13 protein-coding genes are annotated in these 15,627 nt (G+C 68.3%); 6 read left to right on the forward strand and 7 right to left on the reverse strand.

Annotated features, from left to right (window positions below; translation table 11 throughout):
- Positions 1-73 precede the first annotated feature (73 nt).
- The 6 genes from N5J29_RS00375 to N5J29_RS00400 all read right to left on the reverse strand — a co-directional run bounded on the left by N5J29_RS00375 (position 74) and on the right by N5J29_RS00400 (position 7,379).
- Complete coding sequence (locus tag N5J29_RS00375; protein ID WP_065181587.1) at positions 74-2,575, reverse strand: DNA topoisomerase I; 2,502 nt, start codon at positions 2,573-2,575, stop codon at positions 74-76.
- A 191-nt stretch (positions 2,576-2,766) separates the two neighbouring features.
- Positions 2,767-3,699, reverse strand: a complete 933-nt coding sequence (locus N5J29_RS00380) for an RDD family protein (protein ID WP_164151336.1) — start codon at positions 3,697-3,699, stop codon at positions 2,767-2,769.
- 48 nt (positions 3,700-3,747) lie between these two features.
- Positions 3,748-4,485, reverse strand: coding sequence for a pilin (locus N5J29_RS00385; protein WP_053517106.1), 738 nt, complete (start codon positions 4,483-4,485; stop codon positions 3,748-3,750).
- A 39-nt stretch (positions 4,486-4,524) separates the two neighbouring features.
- On the reverse strand, positions 4,525-4,998 hold the full coding sequence (locus tag N5J29_RS00390; RefSeq protein ID WP_053517108.1) for a DUF494 family protein: 474 nt from the start codon (positions 4,996-4,998) through the stop codon (positions 4,525-4,527).
- Between the two features lie 43 nt (positions 4,999-5,041).
- Positions 5,042-6,169, reverse strand: coding sequence for a DNA-processing protein DprA (gene dprA / locus N5J29_RS00395; RefSeq protein WP_164151334.1), 1,128 nt, complete (start codon positions 6,167-6,169; stop codon positions 5,042-5,044).
- A gap of 79 nt (positions 6,170-6,248) precedes the next feature.
- Positions 6,249-7,379 carry a LysM peptidoglycan-binding domain-containing protein gene (locus N5J29_RS00400; protein ID WP_164151332.1) on the reverse strand — a complete coding sequence of 377 codons (1,131 nt, stop codon included), beginning with the start codon at positions 7,377-7,379 and terminating at the stop codon, positions 6,249-6,251.
- Positions 7,380-7,505: 126 nt separating this feature from the next.
- Between N5J29_RS00400 and def the strand changes: the two genes are divergently transcribed.
- The 5 genes from def to N5J29_RS00425 all read left to right on the forward strand — a co-directional run bounded on the left by def (position 7,506) and on the right by N5J29_RS00425 (position 13,542).
- Positions 7,506-8,018 carry a peptide deformylase gene (def, locus tag N5J29_RS00405; RefSeq protein WP_053517114.1) on the forward strand — a complete coding sequence of 171 codons (513 nt, stop codon included), beginning with the start codon at positions 7,506-7,508 and terminating at the stop codon, positions 8,016-8,018.
- 121 nt (positions 8,019-8,139) lie between these two features.
- Complete coding sequence (gene fmt, locus N5J29_RS00410) at positions 8,140-9,063, forward strand: methionyl-tRNA formyltransferase (RefSeq protein WP_053517116.1); 924 nt, start codon at positions 8,140-8,142, stop codon at positions 9,061-9,063.
- A 3-nt stretch (positions 9,064-9,066) separates the two neighbouring features.
- Complete coding sequence (gene rsmB / locus N5J29_RS00415; protein WP_164151330.1) at positions 9,067-10,398, forward strand: 16S rRNA (cytosine(967)-C(5))-methyltransferase RsmB; 1,332 nt, start codon at positions 9,067-9,069, stop codon at positions 10,396-10,398.
- A gap of 22 nt (positions 10,399-10,420) precedes the next feature.
- Positions 10,421-12,133 (forward strand): glycosyltransferase family 39 protein, encoded by a 1,713-nt coding sequence (locus N5J29_RS00420; protein WP_164151328.1) that lies wholly within the window; start codon positions 10,421-10,423, stop codon positions 12,131-12,133.
- A gap of 164 nt (positions 12,134-12,297) precedes the next feature.
- Entirely contained in the window at positions 12,298-13,542 is a 1,245-nt protein-coding gene (locus N5J29_RS00425) for an O-antigen ligase (RefSeq protein ID WP_229765804.1), read from the forward strand.
- A gap of 140 nt (positions 13,543-13,682) precedes the next feature.
- Here the strand turns inward: N5J29_RS00425 and N5J29_RS00430 are convergent, their stop codons facing one another.
- Complete coding sequence (locus N5J29_RS00430; RefSeq protein WP_164151326.1) at positions 13,683-14,489, reverse strand: glycosyltransferase family 2 protein; 807 nt, start codon at positions 14,487-14,489, stop codon at positions 13,683-13,685.
- Here N5J29_RS00430 and N5J29_RS00435 point away from each other — a divergent pair.
- A complete protein-coding gene (locus N5J29_RS00435) occupies positions 14,488-15,546 on the forward strand; it encodes a CDP-glycerol glycerophosphotransferase family protein (protein WP_164151324.1) in 1,059 nt (352 codons plus the stop codon). The genes N5J29_RS00430 and N5J29_RS00435 overlap by 2 nt on opposite strands.
- The last annotated feature ends 81 nt before the right edge of the window (positions 15,547-15,627 follow it).

Raw genomic sequence — 15,627 nt, forward strand, 5'->3', positions numbered from 1 at the left:
GGACCGGCGCCATCGAGGCGGCGACGGACCGGGCACCGTCCGCGCCCGACCCGTGGCCGGGCGCTGTCCCACATCAGGCCTTCTTGACGACCTTCTTTGCCGCTTTCTTCGCCGGGGCCTTCTTGGCGGCGGCCTTCTTTGCCGGCGCCTTTTTCGCGGCCGCCTTCTTGGCCGGTGCCTTCTTGGCCACTGCCTTCTTCGGTGCGGCTTCCTTCTTCACCGCCGCCTTCTTGGCCGGTGCCTTCTTGGCAGCGGCTTTTTTCGCGCCGAAGCCCTTGCGCACCGGCTTGCCGGTTTCTTCCATCAGCTGCTGCACTTCGGCCAGCGTCAGCGAGGCGGGCTCGCGGTCCTTGGGAATCTTGCCGTTCATCCTGCCGTCGCTGATGTACGGGCCGAAGCGGCCATTCAGCACCTGGATGTCGCTGCCTTCGAATTCCTTGATGATCCGGTTGCGCGCGATTTCTTCCTTCTCTTCGATCAGGAAGACGGCGCGGGCCAGGTCGATGGTGTACGGGTCGTCTTCCTTCTTCAGCGAGGCATAGGTGCTGCCACGCTTGGCGAACGGGCCGAAGCGGCCGATGCCGACGCTGACCGGTTCGCCCTTGTCCTCACCCAGCGCGCGCGGCATCAGGAACAGCTCCAGCGCGTCTTCCAGGGTGATGGTGTGCATCGACTGGCCCGGGCGCAGCGAAGCGAACTTCGGCTTCTCCTCGGCATCCTCGGCGGTGCTGCCGATGGCGGCGTACGGCCCGAAGCGACCCAGGCGCACGCTGACCGGCTTGCCGGTCTTCGGGTCGGTGCCAAGCTCGCGCGCACCACTGGCTTCGGCACGATCGACCGATTCCTTCTTGTCCTCGACCAGCTCCTTGAACGGCTCCCAGAAGCGTGACATCAGCGGGATCCACTCTTCCTCGCCGCGCGAGACGGCGTCCAGCTCGTCTTCAAGCCTGGCGGTGAAGTCGTAGTCCACGTACTGGGTGAAGTGGCTGGACAGGAACTTGGACACTGCACGACCGACGTCGGACGGACGGAAGCTGCGACCTTCCATCTCCACGTACTTGCGGAACAGCAGGGTCTGGATGATCGAGGCGTAGGTCGAGGGACGACCGATCCCGTACTCTTCCAGCGCCTTGACCAGTGCCGCCTCGGTGAAGCGGGGCGGCGGCTGGGTGAAGTGCTGCTCGGCCAGGATGCGTTCCAGCGGCACGCGGTCGCCGGGCTTCATCGCCGGCAGCTTGCGGCCTTCGTCCTCGTCTTCGGCGCTCTTGCTGTCCTTGCCTTCCTCGTACACGGCCAGGAAGCCGGGCACGACCACGGTGGTGCCACTGGCACGGAAGACGTGTTCGCTGCCGGCCGACAGGTCGACGCTGACGGTGTTGAGCGTGGCCGGAATCATCTGGCACGCTACCGCGCGCTTCCAGATCAGTTCGTACAGCCTGCGCTCGTCGTCGGTCAGGAACCGCGACACCTGCGCCGGCGTGCGCAGCGCCGAGGTCGGTCGCACCGCTTCGTGCGCTTCCTGGGCGTTCTTGGACTTGGTCTGGTAGGTGTTGGGCTGGTCCGGCAGCGAACCGATGCCGTAATCGCGGGCGATCACGTCGCGGATTTCCGCCAGCGCATCCTGAGACAGGTTGACCGAGTCGGTACGCATGTAGGAGATCAGGCCGACCGTGCCTTCATCGCCGATCGCCACGCCTTCGTACAGCTTCTGCGCCACCTGCATGGTCTTGCGGGTGGTGAAGCCGAGCTTGCGCGAGGCTTCCTGCTGCAGGGTGGAGGTGGTGAACGGCGGCGCCGGGCGGCGCTTGCGCTCCTTGCTGGCCACGTCGGTGACGTGCAGCGAGCCCTGCGCCGCCTGCTGGATGCGCAGGCGGGCGGCCTCGGCGGTATCGCCGTCGGTGATGGTGAACTGTTCGAACTTCTGTCCGTCCAGCTTCACCAGCTTGGCATTGAAGTGCTGCGACGGGTGCGCGCATTCGGCAGCGATGGACCAGTATTCGCGCGCGATGAAGGCTTCGATCTCTTCCTCGCGCTCGACGATCATGCGCAGTGCCGGGCTCTGCACGCGGCCGGCGGACAGGCCGCGCTGTACCTTGCGCCACAGCACCGGCGACAGGTTGAAGCCGACCAGGTAGTCCAGCGCACGGCGTGCCTGCTGGGCGTCCACCAGATCGCTGGCGATGGCCCGCGGCTGGTTGATCGCTTCCTTGATGGCGCGCGGGGTGATCTCGGTGAAGACCACGCGCTGCATCGGCTTGTCCTTGACCAGCCCGCGCTCCTTCAGGATCTCGGCGATGTGCCAGCTGATCGCCTCGCCTTCGCGGTCCGGGTCGGTCGCCAGCAGGATGTCATCGGCGCCCTTGGCCGCCTTGGCGATCGCATCGACGTGCTTTTCGTTCTTGTCGATCACGTCGTAGTGCATGGCGAACCCGTTGTCCGGATCGACCGCGCCTTCCTTCGGGATCAGATCGCGCACGTGCCCATACGAGGCCAGGACGGTGTAGTCCTTGCCGAGGTATTTGTTGATCGTCTTGGCCTTGGCCGGCGATTCGACGATGAGCAGGTGCTTGGGCATGGCAGCAGTGTCTGTGGGGCGAGCCGCAGGGGAGGGGCCGCTAGGGTGGAGCAAACGGCCGCATTAGTGAAGCGGCCACGGGCAAATCCATAAACTGAACGCCCGGTTGGGTGCCGGGCGTTCAGGTTTCCTTATTAGAGGAATCACGCCCGGACGCTCCATGTCAAGCGCCCAGGCGTGAGGATGGCCGGTCAGGAGGCCATCTTGGCGATGAATCCGATGGCCGCCACCATCAGGACCAGGCCGGCCAGGGCCAGCAGGGCGGTGATGACCAGGACGGCGATGGTGACCACGCCCAGCTCGCGGCGTTGCAGCTGCGGCTGGTCGGTGAAGGCCCAGCGGTCCACCACCAGGGTGTCGCACATCATGTCGTGCAGGCCCTGCTTGCGCTCGGTGAACGCGGCCATCAGGTAGCCGATGCACAGGATCAGGCCGCTCAGCACGGCGGCCCAGTAGCGTCCGAAGGCACGTCCCACGGTCAGCCGGTCACCGTTGCTGCGCACGACCTTGATGCCGACGGCCATCTTGCCCAGGGTGGCACCGCCGCGCGAGGCGTGGAACCAGGTGTAGTACACCATGGAGATCACCAGGTTGAGCAGGCCGCTGACCAGCTGGCCCATGATCTCGATGGCCGACTCGCCGCTGCCGGCGGCCCCCACGCCCGCACCCAGTGCCAGGGCGGAAATGACGCCGATGATCGTGCCGGGGATGAGCAGCACGAAGTAGTCGATCACATAGGCAGCCACGCGCTTCCAGAAGCCTGCGTACACCACTTCGCCGCCCATCACCGGCTGTGCGTGGCCGGCCATGGCTGCGGTGCCCGGCGCGCTGTAGGGCGAACTGCTGAGCGCGCCGGTGCCGGGCAGCGGCGCCGTGCCGTTGTCGATGGCCTGGTAGTCGCTGCGCAGGTCGAAGCCGCCACTGTCAGCGGCCGTGGTGGCGCTGGCCAGGGTCTGCAGGCCGAGCTCGTCGACCACCTGCCGCAGCGCGGCCCATTGCGCCATGCCCTCACGCCAGACCAGCGTATCCAGTGTCAGCTGGCCGCGCTGGAAGCGCTGGCGGATGTCCTCGACCGGCAGCGGTCCCTGGCGTTGCTGTCCTTCGGCGAAATACCACTCAGTCATTGTGTGTCCCTCCTGGGTCGTCCTTGCTTGGGGTGTAGTGCCGATGGCTCAGCCGCGGCACTGCTGCGGCAGATACTTGTCGTTGCTTTCGCCGCTGCATTCCCAGCGGCCGCTGTCGCGGTCGTATTCCAGCCACAGCAGATCGCCATCGATGGTCTTGCCGGGCGCGGCCAGCGTGGCTTCGATACCGCAATGACCGTTGTTGAAGCGGCCGATGTGGACCGCTGACAGGCCTGCGGCGGAGAAGTCCCCCGGCGCCGGGAAACCGGCATCGTTGGCACCCGGGCAGCGTCCTTCCTCGTCGGCGAAATGCTGCACCTGGTCCTTCAGTGGTTGCAGTGCGGTCAGCGACGTGGCGACCTTGGAGCGCAGGGTGTAGTCGTTGTAGGCAGGCAGCGCGATGGCCGCCAGGATCGCCACGATGGGTACCACCACCAGCAGCAGTGCCCCGCCGATGATGGCGGTCAGGGCGCAGCCGGACAGGCCCTTCTTCGGTGGCGGCAACGCGGCCGCGGGCGCACTGTGGGCATAGGGGGTTGCCGCCGGCAGTACCGGAGGCTGCGGGGCAGGGGGCTGCAGCCCGGGGTCATCGCGGGCGGCATCGACGGCCGGCACGATCAGGCCGAGCTCATCCACCACGCTGCGCAATGGCTGCCATTGCGGCAGGCCATCGCGCCACACCAGGGTGTCCAGGCTGATCTGATTGTTGCGGAACAGCTCGACCAGCTGTTCTGCCGGCAGCGGGCCTTGCTGCCGGTTGCCTTCTGCATGGAACCACTCGCTCACGGGGCACGCTCCTGAATGCGCTATGCCCCAAGTGTACGGTCAGTGCAGGGGTTCTGGCTCGTCCATGAACATCTGCGTTTCCATCCAGGCGTAAGCCGCCTCGGCGCCGGGCTGGTTGAACAGCACCATCAGCACGACCCATTTCAGATCGTCCAGGTCCAGTTCGTCCTGGTCCAACGCCATCGCCCGGTCCAGCACCAGCTCGCGCTGGTCGGCATCGAGGATGCCGTGCTGCTCCAGGTACAGCAGGAAACCGCGGCATTCCACGTCCAGCTTGTCCAGCTCGGGCCCGTGATAGATGCGCACCGGGCCATCGACCCGCGCCTGGGCCACACTCGGACGCTGTGCCGCCAGGGCATCGAGCCAGTCGAATGCCTTGTTGATCTCGGTAGGGCTGAATCCGGCCTGGATCAGGCCGTTCTGGAGCGAATCGCGGTCACGGATCAGGTCCGCATCTTCGCTGAAATAGTGTTCAAACAGGTACAGCAGTACATCCAGGATGCTCTCTTTCATTGCCCCTCGGCCTGCGTCGCGCGACGCTGTGGAGGTGAAGAAACTAGGGAGTTCGACAGTAGCGGCCGTGTACGCAGACCACGATTCCCGCAAGTTCCATGGCCAGCAGCATGGAGGACACCTGCGGCGCCGTCAATCCACAGCGCGTGATCAGTGAATCCATACTGATTGGGTCAAGGTCCAGGGCCTGCCACAAGCGCTGGTAGTCAGGGTCGCCGACCCAGCGCGCCGGCAGGTCGGCTGGCACTGCCTGTTCAGTGGGGGTGGCCAGCCGCGATTGCAAGGCCGGCAGCTGCTGGCGCAGGGCCGGGGCCAGCAGCTCCAGCACGTCCTCGGGCCGTTCCACCAGGGCAGCTCCCTCGCGGATCAGGCGGTGGCAGCCGGCCGCCCGCGGATTGAGCACCGAGCCGGGCACGGCGCATACCTCGCGACCGGCCTCGGCGGCCAGGCGCGCCGTGATCAGGGCGCCGGACCGGTGCGCCGCCTCGATCACCACGGTGGCCAGGGCCAGCCCGGCCACCAGCCGGTTGCGCGCCGGAAAGTGGCCGGGACGGGCAGCCGTACCGGGCAGGTACTCGCTGAGCACGGCACCCTCGGCGCCGATCCGGGCCTGCAGTGGCGCATGGTGGTCCGGATAGGCACGGTCGGGGCCCGTTCCGATGACGGCAACGGTACTGCCGCCGGCGTCCAGCACCGCAAGGTGGGCGGCCGCATCGATACCGGCCGCCAGCCCACTGGCGACCGCCAGTCCGGCTTCGGCGAAGCTGCCGGCAAAACGCGCCGCCAGTGCCCGACCGGCCGGTGTGGGTGAGCGGCTGCCAACCACCGCCACCGCCGGGCGCCAGGCCAGGCCGGGGTCGCCGGCCACGAACAGCGCCAGCGGCGGGTTGGGGACCTCCGGCAGCAGGGGCGGGAAGGCCGGGTCGGTAACGGCCAGCAGGTGATGGTGGTCGTCCTGCAGCCAGTGCAGGGCGGCTTTCGACCGCTGCGCATCGGGGCGTTCCAGTGCCGCGCACTGCTCCGGGGTGCAGCCATGGGCGCGCCAGCCGGCCACGCCCAGCGCAAGGGCCGCTTCGGCGCTGCCCGCGCCCTGCAGCAGTGCCCGCCGCGGCGCCAGCGCGCCTCCCGCCATCACCAGGCGCACCAGCGCCTCATCTGCCTGCTTGGTCATCCCCCCACTATCGACCGCAGACAACAAAGGCGCCCTAGGGCGCCTTCGCGTGCGGCTGTCAGGGATGTTCCCGGCAACCCTACTTCGTGTCCGGATGCAGCGCGCTGTAGCCCACTCGTACAGGCTTCACGCCCTGCATCACCAGCGCATAGCTGACGTTGTCGAAGGTGCGGAACACCATCGCATGCGCGGCGTACTCGTCGGGCAGCGAGACCCGGCCGGCGCCGGTACTGAGCGAATCATCCATGCGCGAGGACCCCGGGTACTTCATCCGGTGCGCGACGTGGCGGCCCGGCCGCCACAGCGAGAACACGGTGCCGTTGTCCACGCCCTGCGCGCGGCCCGCCGAAATGGCGATCACATCGCGTGGCCCGCCAACGCTGAACATGTCGGTCACCGCGAGCACGCGCACGTCCACGCCCTCGACGCCCGCCGCCGGCGCATGCGGGACGAACTGCAGGTCGTAGGGCCTTGCCTCGACCGGCACCAGCCGGTCGCCGGCGCGGACTTCACGCCCGCCGCTGTTCTTGTCCAGCACCAGGGTGGACGCCTCGACCTTGCCGCCGGCAACCTGGGTGATGGTGCCCGTGCCGACCTGCATCAGCTCGTAGCCCAGCATCTGGTGCGCACGTCGCGTCGGCGCGTTGTAGGCCCGCCACAGGTTGCCGCTGCCGGGGGTGACCTCGCCATTGGCGGTCAGGTCCTCGGTGGGCTTGGGCACGCCATAGCGCACGGTCGGGCGGACCACGGCCCAGCGCTGCCCGACCTGGGCATCGGCCAGGCGCACGTACACGGCTTCGCCACTGCTGGCGCGCAGGCGGTCTTCTTCCAGGCCCGCCACGTAGGGCAGGTGGTCGATGCGGTCGACCACGCTCAGCTGCTTCAGGAACGGCTCGACCTGGGCCAGCGGAATGGCATCGATCGGGGCCTCCTGGCGGGGCCCGGGCTGGGCCGTCACACGGTCCAGGTAGGCCAGGCTCAGCACGTCACCCGGATAGATCAGGTGCGGATTGGCGATCTGCGGGTTGGCCTGCCAGATCTCCGGCCACAGCCAGGGCTTCTGCAGGAAACGCGCGGCGATATCCCACAGCGTGTCCCCTTTTCGGACCACATAGGTATCCGGGTGCCCGCCATTCACTTCCACGGCGGTAGCATAGGCAGCCACGGTCAGCATCGCCGCGGCGACGACCGTACGAAAACGAAGCAACATAGGTGTGAAGCCCTGATTCCCCAACAGGTCCGCGCACTATAGTCCAGAAACCGGGGCGCAAGGCAAGCGTTGCAGCTAGAATCTGCGACGTATGCCGGCGTGCCGGCCCCCTATCCGGAAACTGCCATGGCCCTCCTCCCGATTCTTGAGTTCCCCGATCCGCGCCTGCGTACCAAGGCCGCGTTGATCGACGCCGCCGAAGTGACCACGCCGGCCTTCCAGGAACTGGTCGACAACATGTTCCAGACCATGTACGACGCGCCGGGCATCGGCTTGGCCGCTACCCAGGTGGACGTGCACAAGCGCTTCATGGTCATCGATGTCAGCGAAGAGAAGAACCAGCCGCTGGTGTTCATCAACCCGGAGATCGTCGCCAAGGACGGGGGCCGGGTGTACCAGGAAGGGTGCCTGTCGGTGCCGGGCATCTTCGCCGACGTGACCCGTGCCGACACCATCACCGTGAAGTTCCTTGACCGCAATGGCCAGGAACAGCAGATGGAAGCCGGTGAAGTGCTGGCCACCTGCATCCAGCACGAGATGGATCACCTGGACGGCAAGCTGTTCATCGATTACCTGTCGCCGCTCAAGCGCGAGATGGTCCGCAAGAAGCTGGCCAAGCAGCGCAAGCACGTGGCGTGATCGCCGCTCCGGGCCGCCCGCAGGGGTGGCCCGTGCCCGCGCGCAGCGCGCGGGCTGTACGGCGCCGGCCGACGGCGCCGTTTTCTTTCCTGCACGAATCCATCCTGCAAGTGGGGTAGCCATGAGGATTGTCTTTGCCGGTACGCCGGAATTCGCGGTGTCATCGCTGCGCGCAGCGGCGCGCCACCACGAGGTCGTGGCCGTCTACACCCAGCCTGACCGTCCGTCAGGCCGTGGTCGCGGCCTGGCCCCCTCGCCGGTGAAGCTCGAGGCGGTGGCCCGCGGCATTCCGGTGTACCAGCCCGAATCGCTGAAGGACGAAGCGGCCCAGCAGCAGCTGCGTGACCTGAAGCCGGACCTGATGGTGGTGGTGGCTTACGGCCTGATCCTGCCCAAGGCCGTGCTGGCCATCCCGACCTACGGGTGCTGGAACGTGCACGCTTCGCTGCTGCCGCGCTGGCGCGGTGCGGCGCCGATCCAGCGCGCGATCCAGGCAGGTGACGAGACCACGGGCGTGTGCCTGATGCAGATGGAAGCCGGACTGGATACCGGCCCGGTGCTGCTGCACCAGGCGCTGCCGATCGCGGCCACCGATACCGGCGGCCAGCTGCACGACAAGCTGGCCGAGCTGGGTGCGCAGGTGTTGTCCGATGGCCTGGGACTGCTGCGCGCCGGCATCAAGCCGATCGCGCGGCCGCAGCCGGAGCAGGGCGTGACCTACGCACACAAGCTGGACAAGGCCGAGGCGAAGCTGGACTGGGCGCAGGATGCAGCGGTGCTGGCGCGGACCGTACGCGCGTTCAACCCGTGGCCTGTCGCCGAAGCAACGCTGGCCGGCGAGCGCGTGCGCATCCATGGCGCCGTGGCGCAGGCGATGGAGCACGGCCAGGCACCGGGAACGGTCCTTGCTGCCGGCCGCGAAGGCATCGACATTGCCTGCGGCCAGGGCGCGCTGCGCCTGCGCGTGCTGCAGCGCGAAGGCGGCAAGGCGATCACTGCCGCCGATTACCTCAACGCCCGTCGCGACCTGCGCGTGGGAGCGTAAGCGGTGACGAAGCAGAATGACTTCTCCATCGCCAGGGCGGCGCCGGGTGCAGCCACCCGCATGCTGGCCGCACGCGTGCTGGCCCAGGTGTTCACCCGTGGCCGTTCGCTGAAGGCGGAACTGGCGTGGGCCCTGCCGAAGCTGGCCGACAGCCGTGATCGGGCGTTGCTGGAAGCGCTGTGTTTTGCCGTGCTGCGCCGTCGCAGTACCTATGACGCGGCATTGCAGGCGTGGATGCAGAAGCCGCTCTCGGCGCGCGATGCAGACCTGCGCACGCTGCTGATGGTCGGCTTCGCCCAGCTGGACGTGCTGGAACTGCCGGCGCACGCGGCCCTGTCGGCCACCGTCGACGCAGCGCGTGCGCTGGGCCGTGAGCGCCAGGCGGGCCTGGTCAATGCCATCCTGCGCCGCGCCCAGCGTGAGGGATTCCCGGAGCAGCCGGCCCGCGATGCATTTCCGGCCTGGCTGGCCGAGGCCATCGAGCGCGACTGGCCGGCGCAGGCCGAGGCGATCTTCAGCGCCAGCCTGCAGCCTGCGCCGCTGTGGCTGCGCGCCAACCGCCAGCACGGTGGCCGCGAGAAAGTCCTGGCCGTGCTGGCCGAGGCCGGTATCGTCGCCGAGCCGAGTCCGCTCAGTGCGGACGCGTTGCGGCTGGCGACGCCGGTCGCTGTCAACCAGCTGCCCGGCTTCGCCGAGGGCGCGCTCTCGGTGCAGGATCTGTCGGCGCAGTGCGCGGCCGATGCGCTGGCGCCGGCCGCCGGGGCGCGGGTACTGGATGCCTGCGCCGCACCGGGCGGCAAGTCGGCGCACCTGCTGGAGCGTGATCCCAGCCTGCGCCTGCTGGCGCTGGACATCGACGCCCGTCGCCTGGCGCGTGCCCGTGACACGTACGCGCGCACGGGTGTCGGTGAGGGCGCACAGACCCTGGCGGCAGACGCCAGCGATCCTGGCGCGTGGTGGGATGGCACGCCGTTCGATGCGATCCTGCTCGATGCGCCCTGTTCGGCCACGGGCGTGATCCGCCGCCAGCCGGATGTGATGTTCCACCGCCGCGCCGAGGACATCGATGCGCTGGTCGGCGTTCAGGCCCGGCTGCTGGAGGCATGCTGGTCGATGCTGCGCCCCGGTGGCGTCCTGCTGTATGCCACGTGCTCGATCCTGCGTGCGGAGAACATCGAGCAGATCCGCGCGTTCCTGAAGTGGCACCCGGATGCGGTGGCGCAGCCGTTGGACGAGGCGTTCGGGCTGGATTGCGAAGGCATTGCACGCCAACGACTGCCCGGTGACAGCGATGCTGACGGATTCTTCTACGCGCGTCTGCTAAAAGCGGTGTGAATCCGCTGCCGTTCAAGTCCTCATGCTGAAAACCCGCGCGTCGCGAGAGACGTGGTTGTTCGTGGTGATGGCCCTGCTGGTGCTGGGGGCTGGACTCGGCCTGCGCGATCCCTGGCCGTCGGATGAGCCGCGCTTCGCGCTCGTCGCCAAGCAGATGGTGGACAGCGGTCACTGGTTGTTCCCGCATCGCGGCCTGGAGCTGTACTCGGACAAGCCGCCGATGCTGATGTGGTGGCAGGCCACGCTCTATCACCTGATCGGCGATTGGCGGCTGGCGTTCCTGCTGCCCTCGCTGATCGCCGCGCTGGGCACGTTGTGGTGCGTGGTCGATCTCGGCGGTCGGCTGTGGACGCGACGCGTCGGCCTGTACGCAGGCTGGGCACTGCTGTTCGCACTGCAGTTCACCTTCCAGGCGAAGAAGGCACAGATCGATCCGCTGGTGGTGCTGTTCATCACCCTGGCCAACTACGGGCTGCTGCGCCACCTGCTGCTGGGCCCGGCATGGCGCTGGTGGTGGCTGGGCTGGTTCTTCGCCGGGATCGGCGTCATCACCAAGGGCGTGGGTGTGATCGCCCTGCTGATGCTCGTTCCGGCCGTGATCGGCTCGGCGCTGCGGTGGAACGGTGTGCGCCTGCATGCGCGCGACCTGCGCTTCTGGCTGGCGCCGCTGGCGTTCCTGCTGGCCGTGGCGCTGTGGCTGCTGCCGATGGTGCTGGCGGCGCTGGCGACCGGGCTGGACGAGTACCGCGCCTACATGGACGACATCCTGTTCCAGCAGACCGCAGGGCGTTATGCCCAGTCCTGGGACCATCACCAGCCGTGGTGGTACTTCCTGGCGATCATGCCGTCGATGTGGATTCCCGCGTTCCTGGCACTGCCGTGGGCGATTCCGGCCTGGCGCCGCCGGCTGCAGCGACGCGACGCGCGCTACCTGCTTCTGCTGGGGTGGTGGTTGCTGATCGTGCTGTTCTTCTCGATTCCCGAGGGCAAGCGCGATGTGTACATTCTCCCTGCGCTGCCGATGTTCTGCCTGGCCCTGGCGCCGCTGCTGCCCGGCCTTCTGCGCCGTCGCGACGTGCAGGCACTGCTGGGGCTGTTCACGCTGGCCCTGGCGCTCGGCACGCTGCTGGCAGGCGCACTGGCATTGCTGGGCGAGCCGGGATTTGAGTCGAGGCTGGAGCACGAACGTGGTCTGGCACCGGGCGTGATGGATGCGTTGGCCTGGGCGGCGCTGGCGATGGGCGCCTGCGGTGTGGCCAGCCTGTTGCTGTCTGGCCGTGGCCGGCGTCATCTGGCCATGGTGTCGACCCTGGCCACGGTGTGGGTGCTGTACAGCCTGGTGGGCTACCCGCTGTTGAACGATTCGGGTTCGGCGCGGGGCCTGATGCGCCATGTGGGGGAGCGCATCGGCCCGCAGGCCGAGTTGGGCCTGGTGGCCTGGAAGGAACAGAACCTGCTGATGGCCGATCGACCGGCGGCCACGTTCGGCTTCAACACCGCCTGGGATGAACAGCTGCAGGCGGCGACGCGCTGGCAGCGGCTGGTGCCGGCGCGGCGCTGGTTGCTGGTGCAGGAGGACGCCCTGTTGCCGTGCGTGGACCGCGACCGGGCCGAACCGGCGGGCGTGGCCAATCGTCGCCGCTGGTGGCTGGTGCCGGCGGAGGCGGTGGTCGCGCCCTGCCAGGCCAGCGATCGCGAGCGCGAACGTGAACGGCGTTTGCAGGAACGCGGATAACGACCTGTGTCCACGCTTGTCCAGACTGCCCAACAGGCGACAAAGGCAGTAAAACAGCACACTGGGAGTGGCCGTTGTGGCCGCCCCCGTTCTTCCCGCACACCCGCAGCGAAACTTCCGACGTGCCAGCTCCACCGGACAACCTGAACCCCGCGGCCGGCGACCTGCCGGGTGCCCCCGTCGGCGGTCGGCAGCGCACGGCGCACTGGCTGGCGCAGATCGGTCTGTTCTGCCTTCCGGCGCTGGTGCTTACCGTGCCGATCAACCTGCTTCCGTATGGCCTGTTGCTGCTGGCCAGCACGCTGCTGGCGCCGGAACTGCTGTGGCGCGCCCGGCACATGGGCGGGCAGCCGGTGAAGGTGCTGACCTGGCTGATGCTCGCGGTGCTGGCACTGGGCCTGCTGTCGGTGCTGCTGTTCGAGCAGGGGCTGCGCGATGTCGACAACCGCTCGCGCTTCGTGGTGATCCCCTGGATCGCCCTGTGGGTCTGCGCGTTGCGCCCGGACCTGCGCTGGCTCTGGCGTGGCGCGCTGGCCGGGCTGCTGGTCACCTTCGCGATGTCGCTGTGGCAGGTACTGCAGGGGGCTCCGCGTGCGGAGCTGTTCACCAATGCCATCGTGCTGGCCGACATCGTGATGGTGCTGATGGTGCTGCTGGTGTTCTGCCGACCTTCGCGACGCTGGTCGCTGGTGATCGTCGGCATGGCGGCCGGCTGTGGAACCATCGTGTTGACCGGCAGCCGTGGCGTGTTCGCGGCGTTGCTGGCTCTGCTGGTGGTGCTGGCGCTGAGCCTGCGCTGGCGGACCGGCACCGCCCGCCTGTCGGTGCTGGCAGGCATGCTGGCGATTGGCGCCACCCTGCTGCTGTCGGTGCCCGAGCTGCGTCACCAGGTGCGGCTGAGCGAGCTGCACAGCGACATGCAGCGCATGGAGCAGGGCGACAGCGACTCTTCCGCCGGTGCCCGCGTGGAGCGTCTGCAGGTTGCCTGGGATACCTTCCTGGACCACCCGCTGGTCGGTGTCGGAATCGGCCACTTCGATGACGCGATGCAGCGTGTGCCGGTCTGCCGCGAGAACCCGGACGAACAGCGCTGCCACCTTGGCCATGCCCATAACGACGTGGCCGAATGGGCCGCCACCCAGGGCATGCCCGGCCTGCTGCTGCTGCTGGCGGTGTATGGCGTTCCGCTGTGGGTGTTCGTGCGCCTGCATCGGCGCAGCGGGCGCAGTACGTTCCGCGGGCCTGCCGCGGCCGGGATCATGATCGTGACCACGTACGTGCTGTGCGGGCTGACCCAGTCGATGTTCGCGCACCAGATGACGGCCAGCTTCTACGTCACCATCGTCGGCCTGCTGGCCGGGTTGTCGATCCTGGAAGGTGCCCGCCACCGCGGGGCCAACGCGGGTTGACACCCCGCCGCCGGGCATGGCCCGGCGCTACCGCTCCCGCGCACCTGCATCCGCCGGGCATGGCCGGCGCGACCGCTCCCGTGCACCTGCGTGCGCCGGGCATGGCGGTGCAGGGGTAGCGCCGGGCCATGCCCGGCGGATCAGGGCTGCGGCGGGTCGGCCACCGCCTGACCGTTGCCGAGCATCCACAGCATGATGGTCTTCTGCCGCACGTAGTTGGCACGCACGTAGGCATAGACCAGGCCGTGCCAACCATCGCGGAAACCGCCGCGGAAAATGAATCCCCGCCAGAAGCGCCAGGCCGGTGCCAGCACCAGCTTGCCCAGGGTGGCGCGCTTGCCGCGTGCGAACTCGTGCTCGGCCATCATCCGCGCGTACTTCTCGGTCTTGGCCAGTTGCTGCTGCAGCGAGCGGTAGGGGTAGTGGATGAGGTCGCCGCGCAGGGTGCCGACGCTGCCATCGACGCTGGCGGCCTCGTGGATCTCACGGGTGCCGCGCCAGCCGCCGCGGCGGCGGTCGAACAGGCGCATCACTCGGTCCGGATAGGCGTTGCCGTGGCGCAGGAAGCGGCCGAAATACTCTGAAAGGCGGGCGAAGCGGTAGCCCGCGTGGCCGCTGAATCCCCCCTCGCGGGCCTGTTCGATGGAGGCGCGCAGTTCCGGGCTGATGCGCTCGTCGGCATCCAGGCACACCACCCAGTCATATGCTGCCTGCTCGACGCAGAACGCCTTCTGGCTGCGGAAGCCATCGAACGGCCGCTGCAGCACGCGGGCACCGGCGGCCTCGGCGATGGCCACGGTGGCGTCGCTGGAATACGAGTCCACCACGATGATCTCGTCGCAGAAGGCCAGCGAGGCCAGGCAGTCGCCGATGCGGCCGGCCTCGTTGAACGCGATAATGCACGCCGAGATGCGAGGCCGTTCGATGGGAGCGGTCGTGGAGGACATGATGGCCGGGTACCTGTTGTTTGCGACGGAGCGCTATGCGCTGCCTATTCTCGCCCCGTTGGCGCAGGCCTTGCACGCGTCCGGGCAGGAGGTGGCTGCCTGGTTCGAAGGTGGCGCCGCCGGCAGCCAGTTGCCGGGCGTGCCCGTGATCGGCCTGAAGCAGGCCCTGGCGATGCGCCCGCGCGCGGTGTACAGCGCGGCCAACTGGGTGCCGACGTTCCTGTCCGGTGCCAAGGTGCAGCTGTTCCATGGCTTCAACGTGGAGAAGCGCGACAGCGCACGTGGCCATTTCCGGGTACGCGGGATGTTCGACCTGTACTGCACCCAGGGCCCGGCCACCACCGCGCCGTTCCGCGACATCGCCGCCCTGCAGGGTCACTTCGCGGTGGCCGAGACCGGCTGGCCGAAGCTGGACCCGCTGTTCCGCGACGATGGTGGCGAAAGCGCCGCGCTGCGCGCAGCGGCGGGCGGTCGTCCGGTGATCCTGTTCGGCTCGACCTTCACCGAGCGGCTCAGCGCCGCCCCGCACCTGCATGCGCAGATCGCCGCCGACATCGCGGCCGGGGAACGCTACTGGCTGCTGACCCTGCACCCGAAGTGCCCGCCGGAGCTGTTCGAGCGTTACCGTGCGCTGGCCGGCGCCAATGCCCGCTTCATCGAACCGGAGCAGGTCATGGCCGCACAGCGCGCCGCTGATGTGCTGGTGTCCGATACGTCTTCGATCGTTTCGGAGTTCATCGTCCAGCACAAGCCGGTGGTGACCTTCCGCAACCGCGTCCCGAAACCGCACATGATCGATTTCGACGTGCCGGCGCAGTTGCCCGTCATGCTGCAGCGCGCGCTGCACCCGGATGCCGCCCTGCAGGCGGAGATCGTGCGCTATGCCGACGCGATCCATCCGTACCGTGACGGCCGCTCCAGTGAGCGGGTGATTGCCGCAACCGAGGATTTCCTGTCCGGCGAGATGGGCCCGCTGCGCCGCAAACCCTTCGGCAGCTGGATGCGTGACCTGCAGATCCGCAGGGATCTGGGCTACTGGGGGCCATCACAGCGGTGATCGGGGGATGTAGAGCCGAGCCCACGCTCGGCTGTGGCAAGCCGAGCATGGGCTCGGCTCTATAGTAGATCCACGCCAGGC

Source organism: Stenotrophomonas sp. GD03680 (genome assembly GCF_029844625.1).
Classification (GTDB): Bacteria; Pseudomonadota; Gammaproteobacteria; order Xanthomonadales; family Xanthomonadaceae; genus Stenotrophomonas; species Stenotrophomonas maltophilia_P.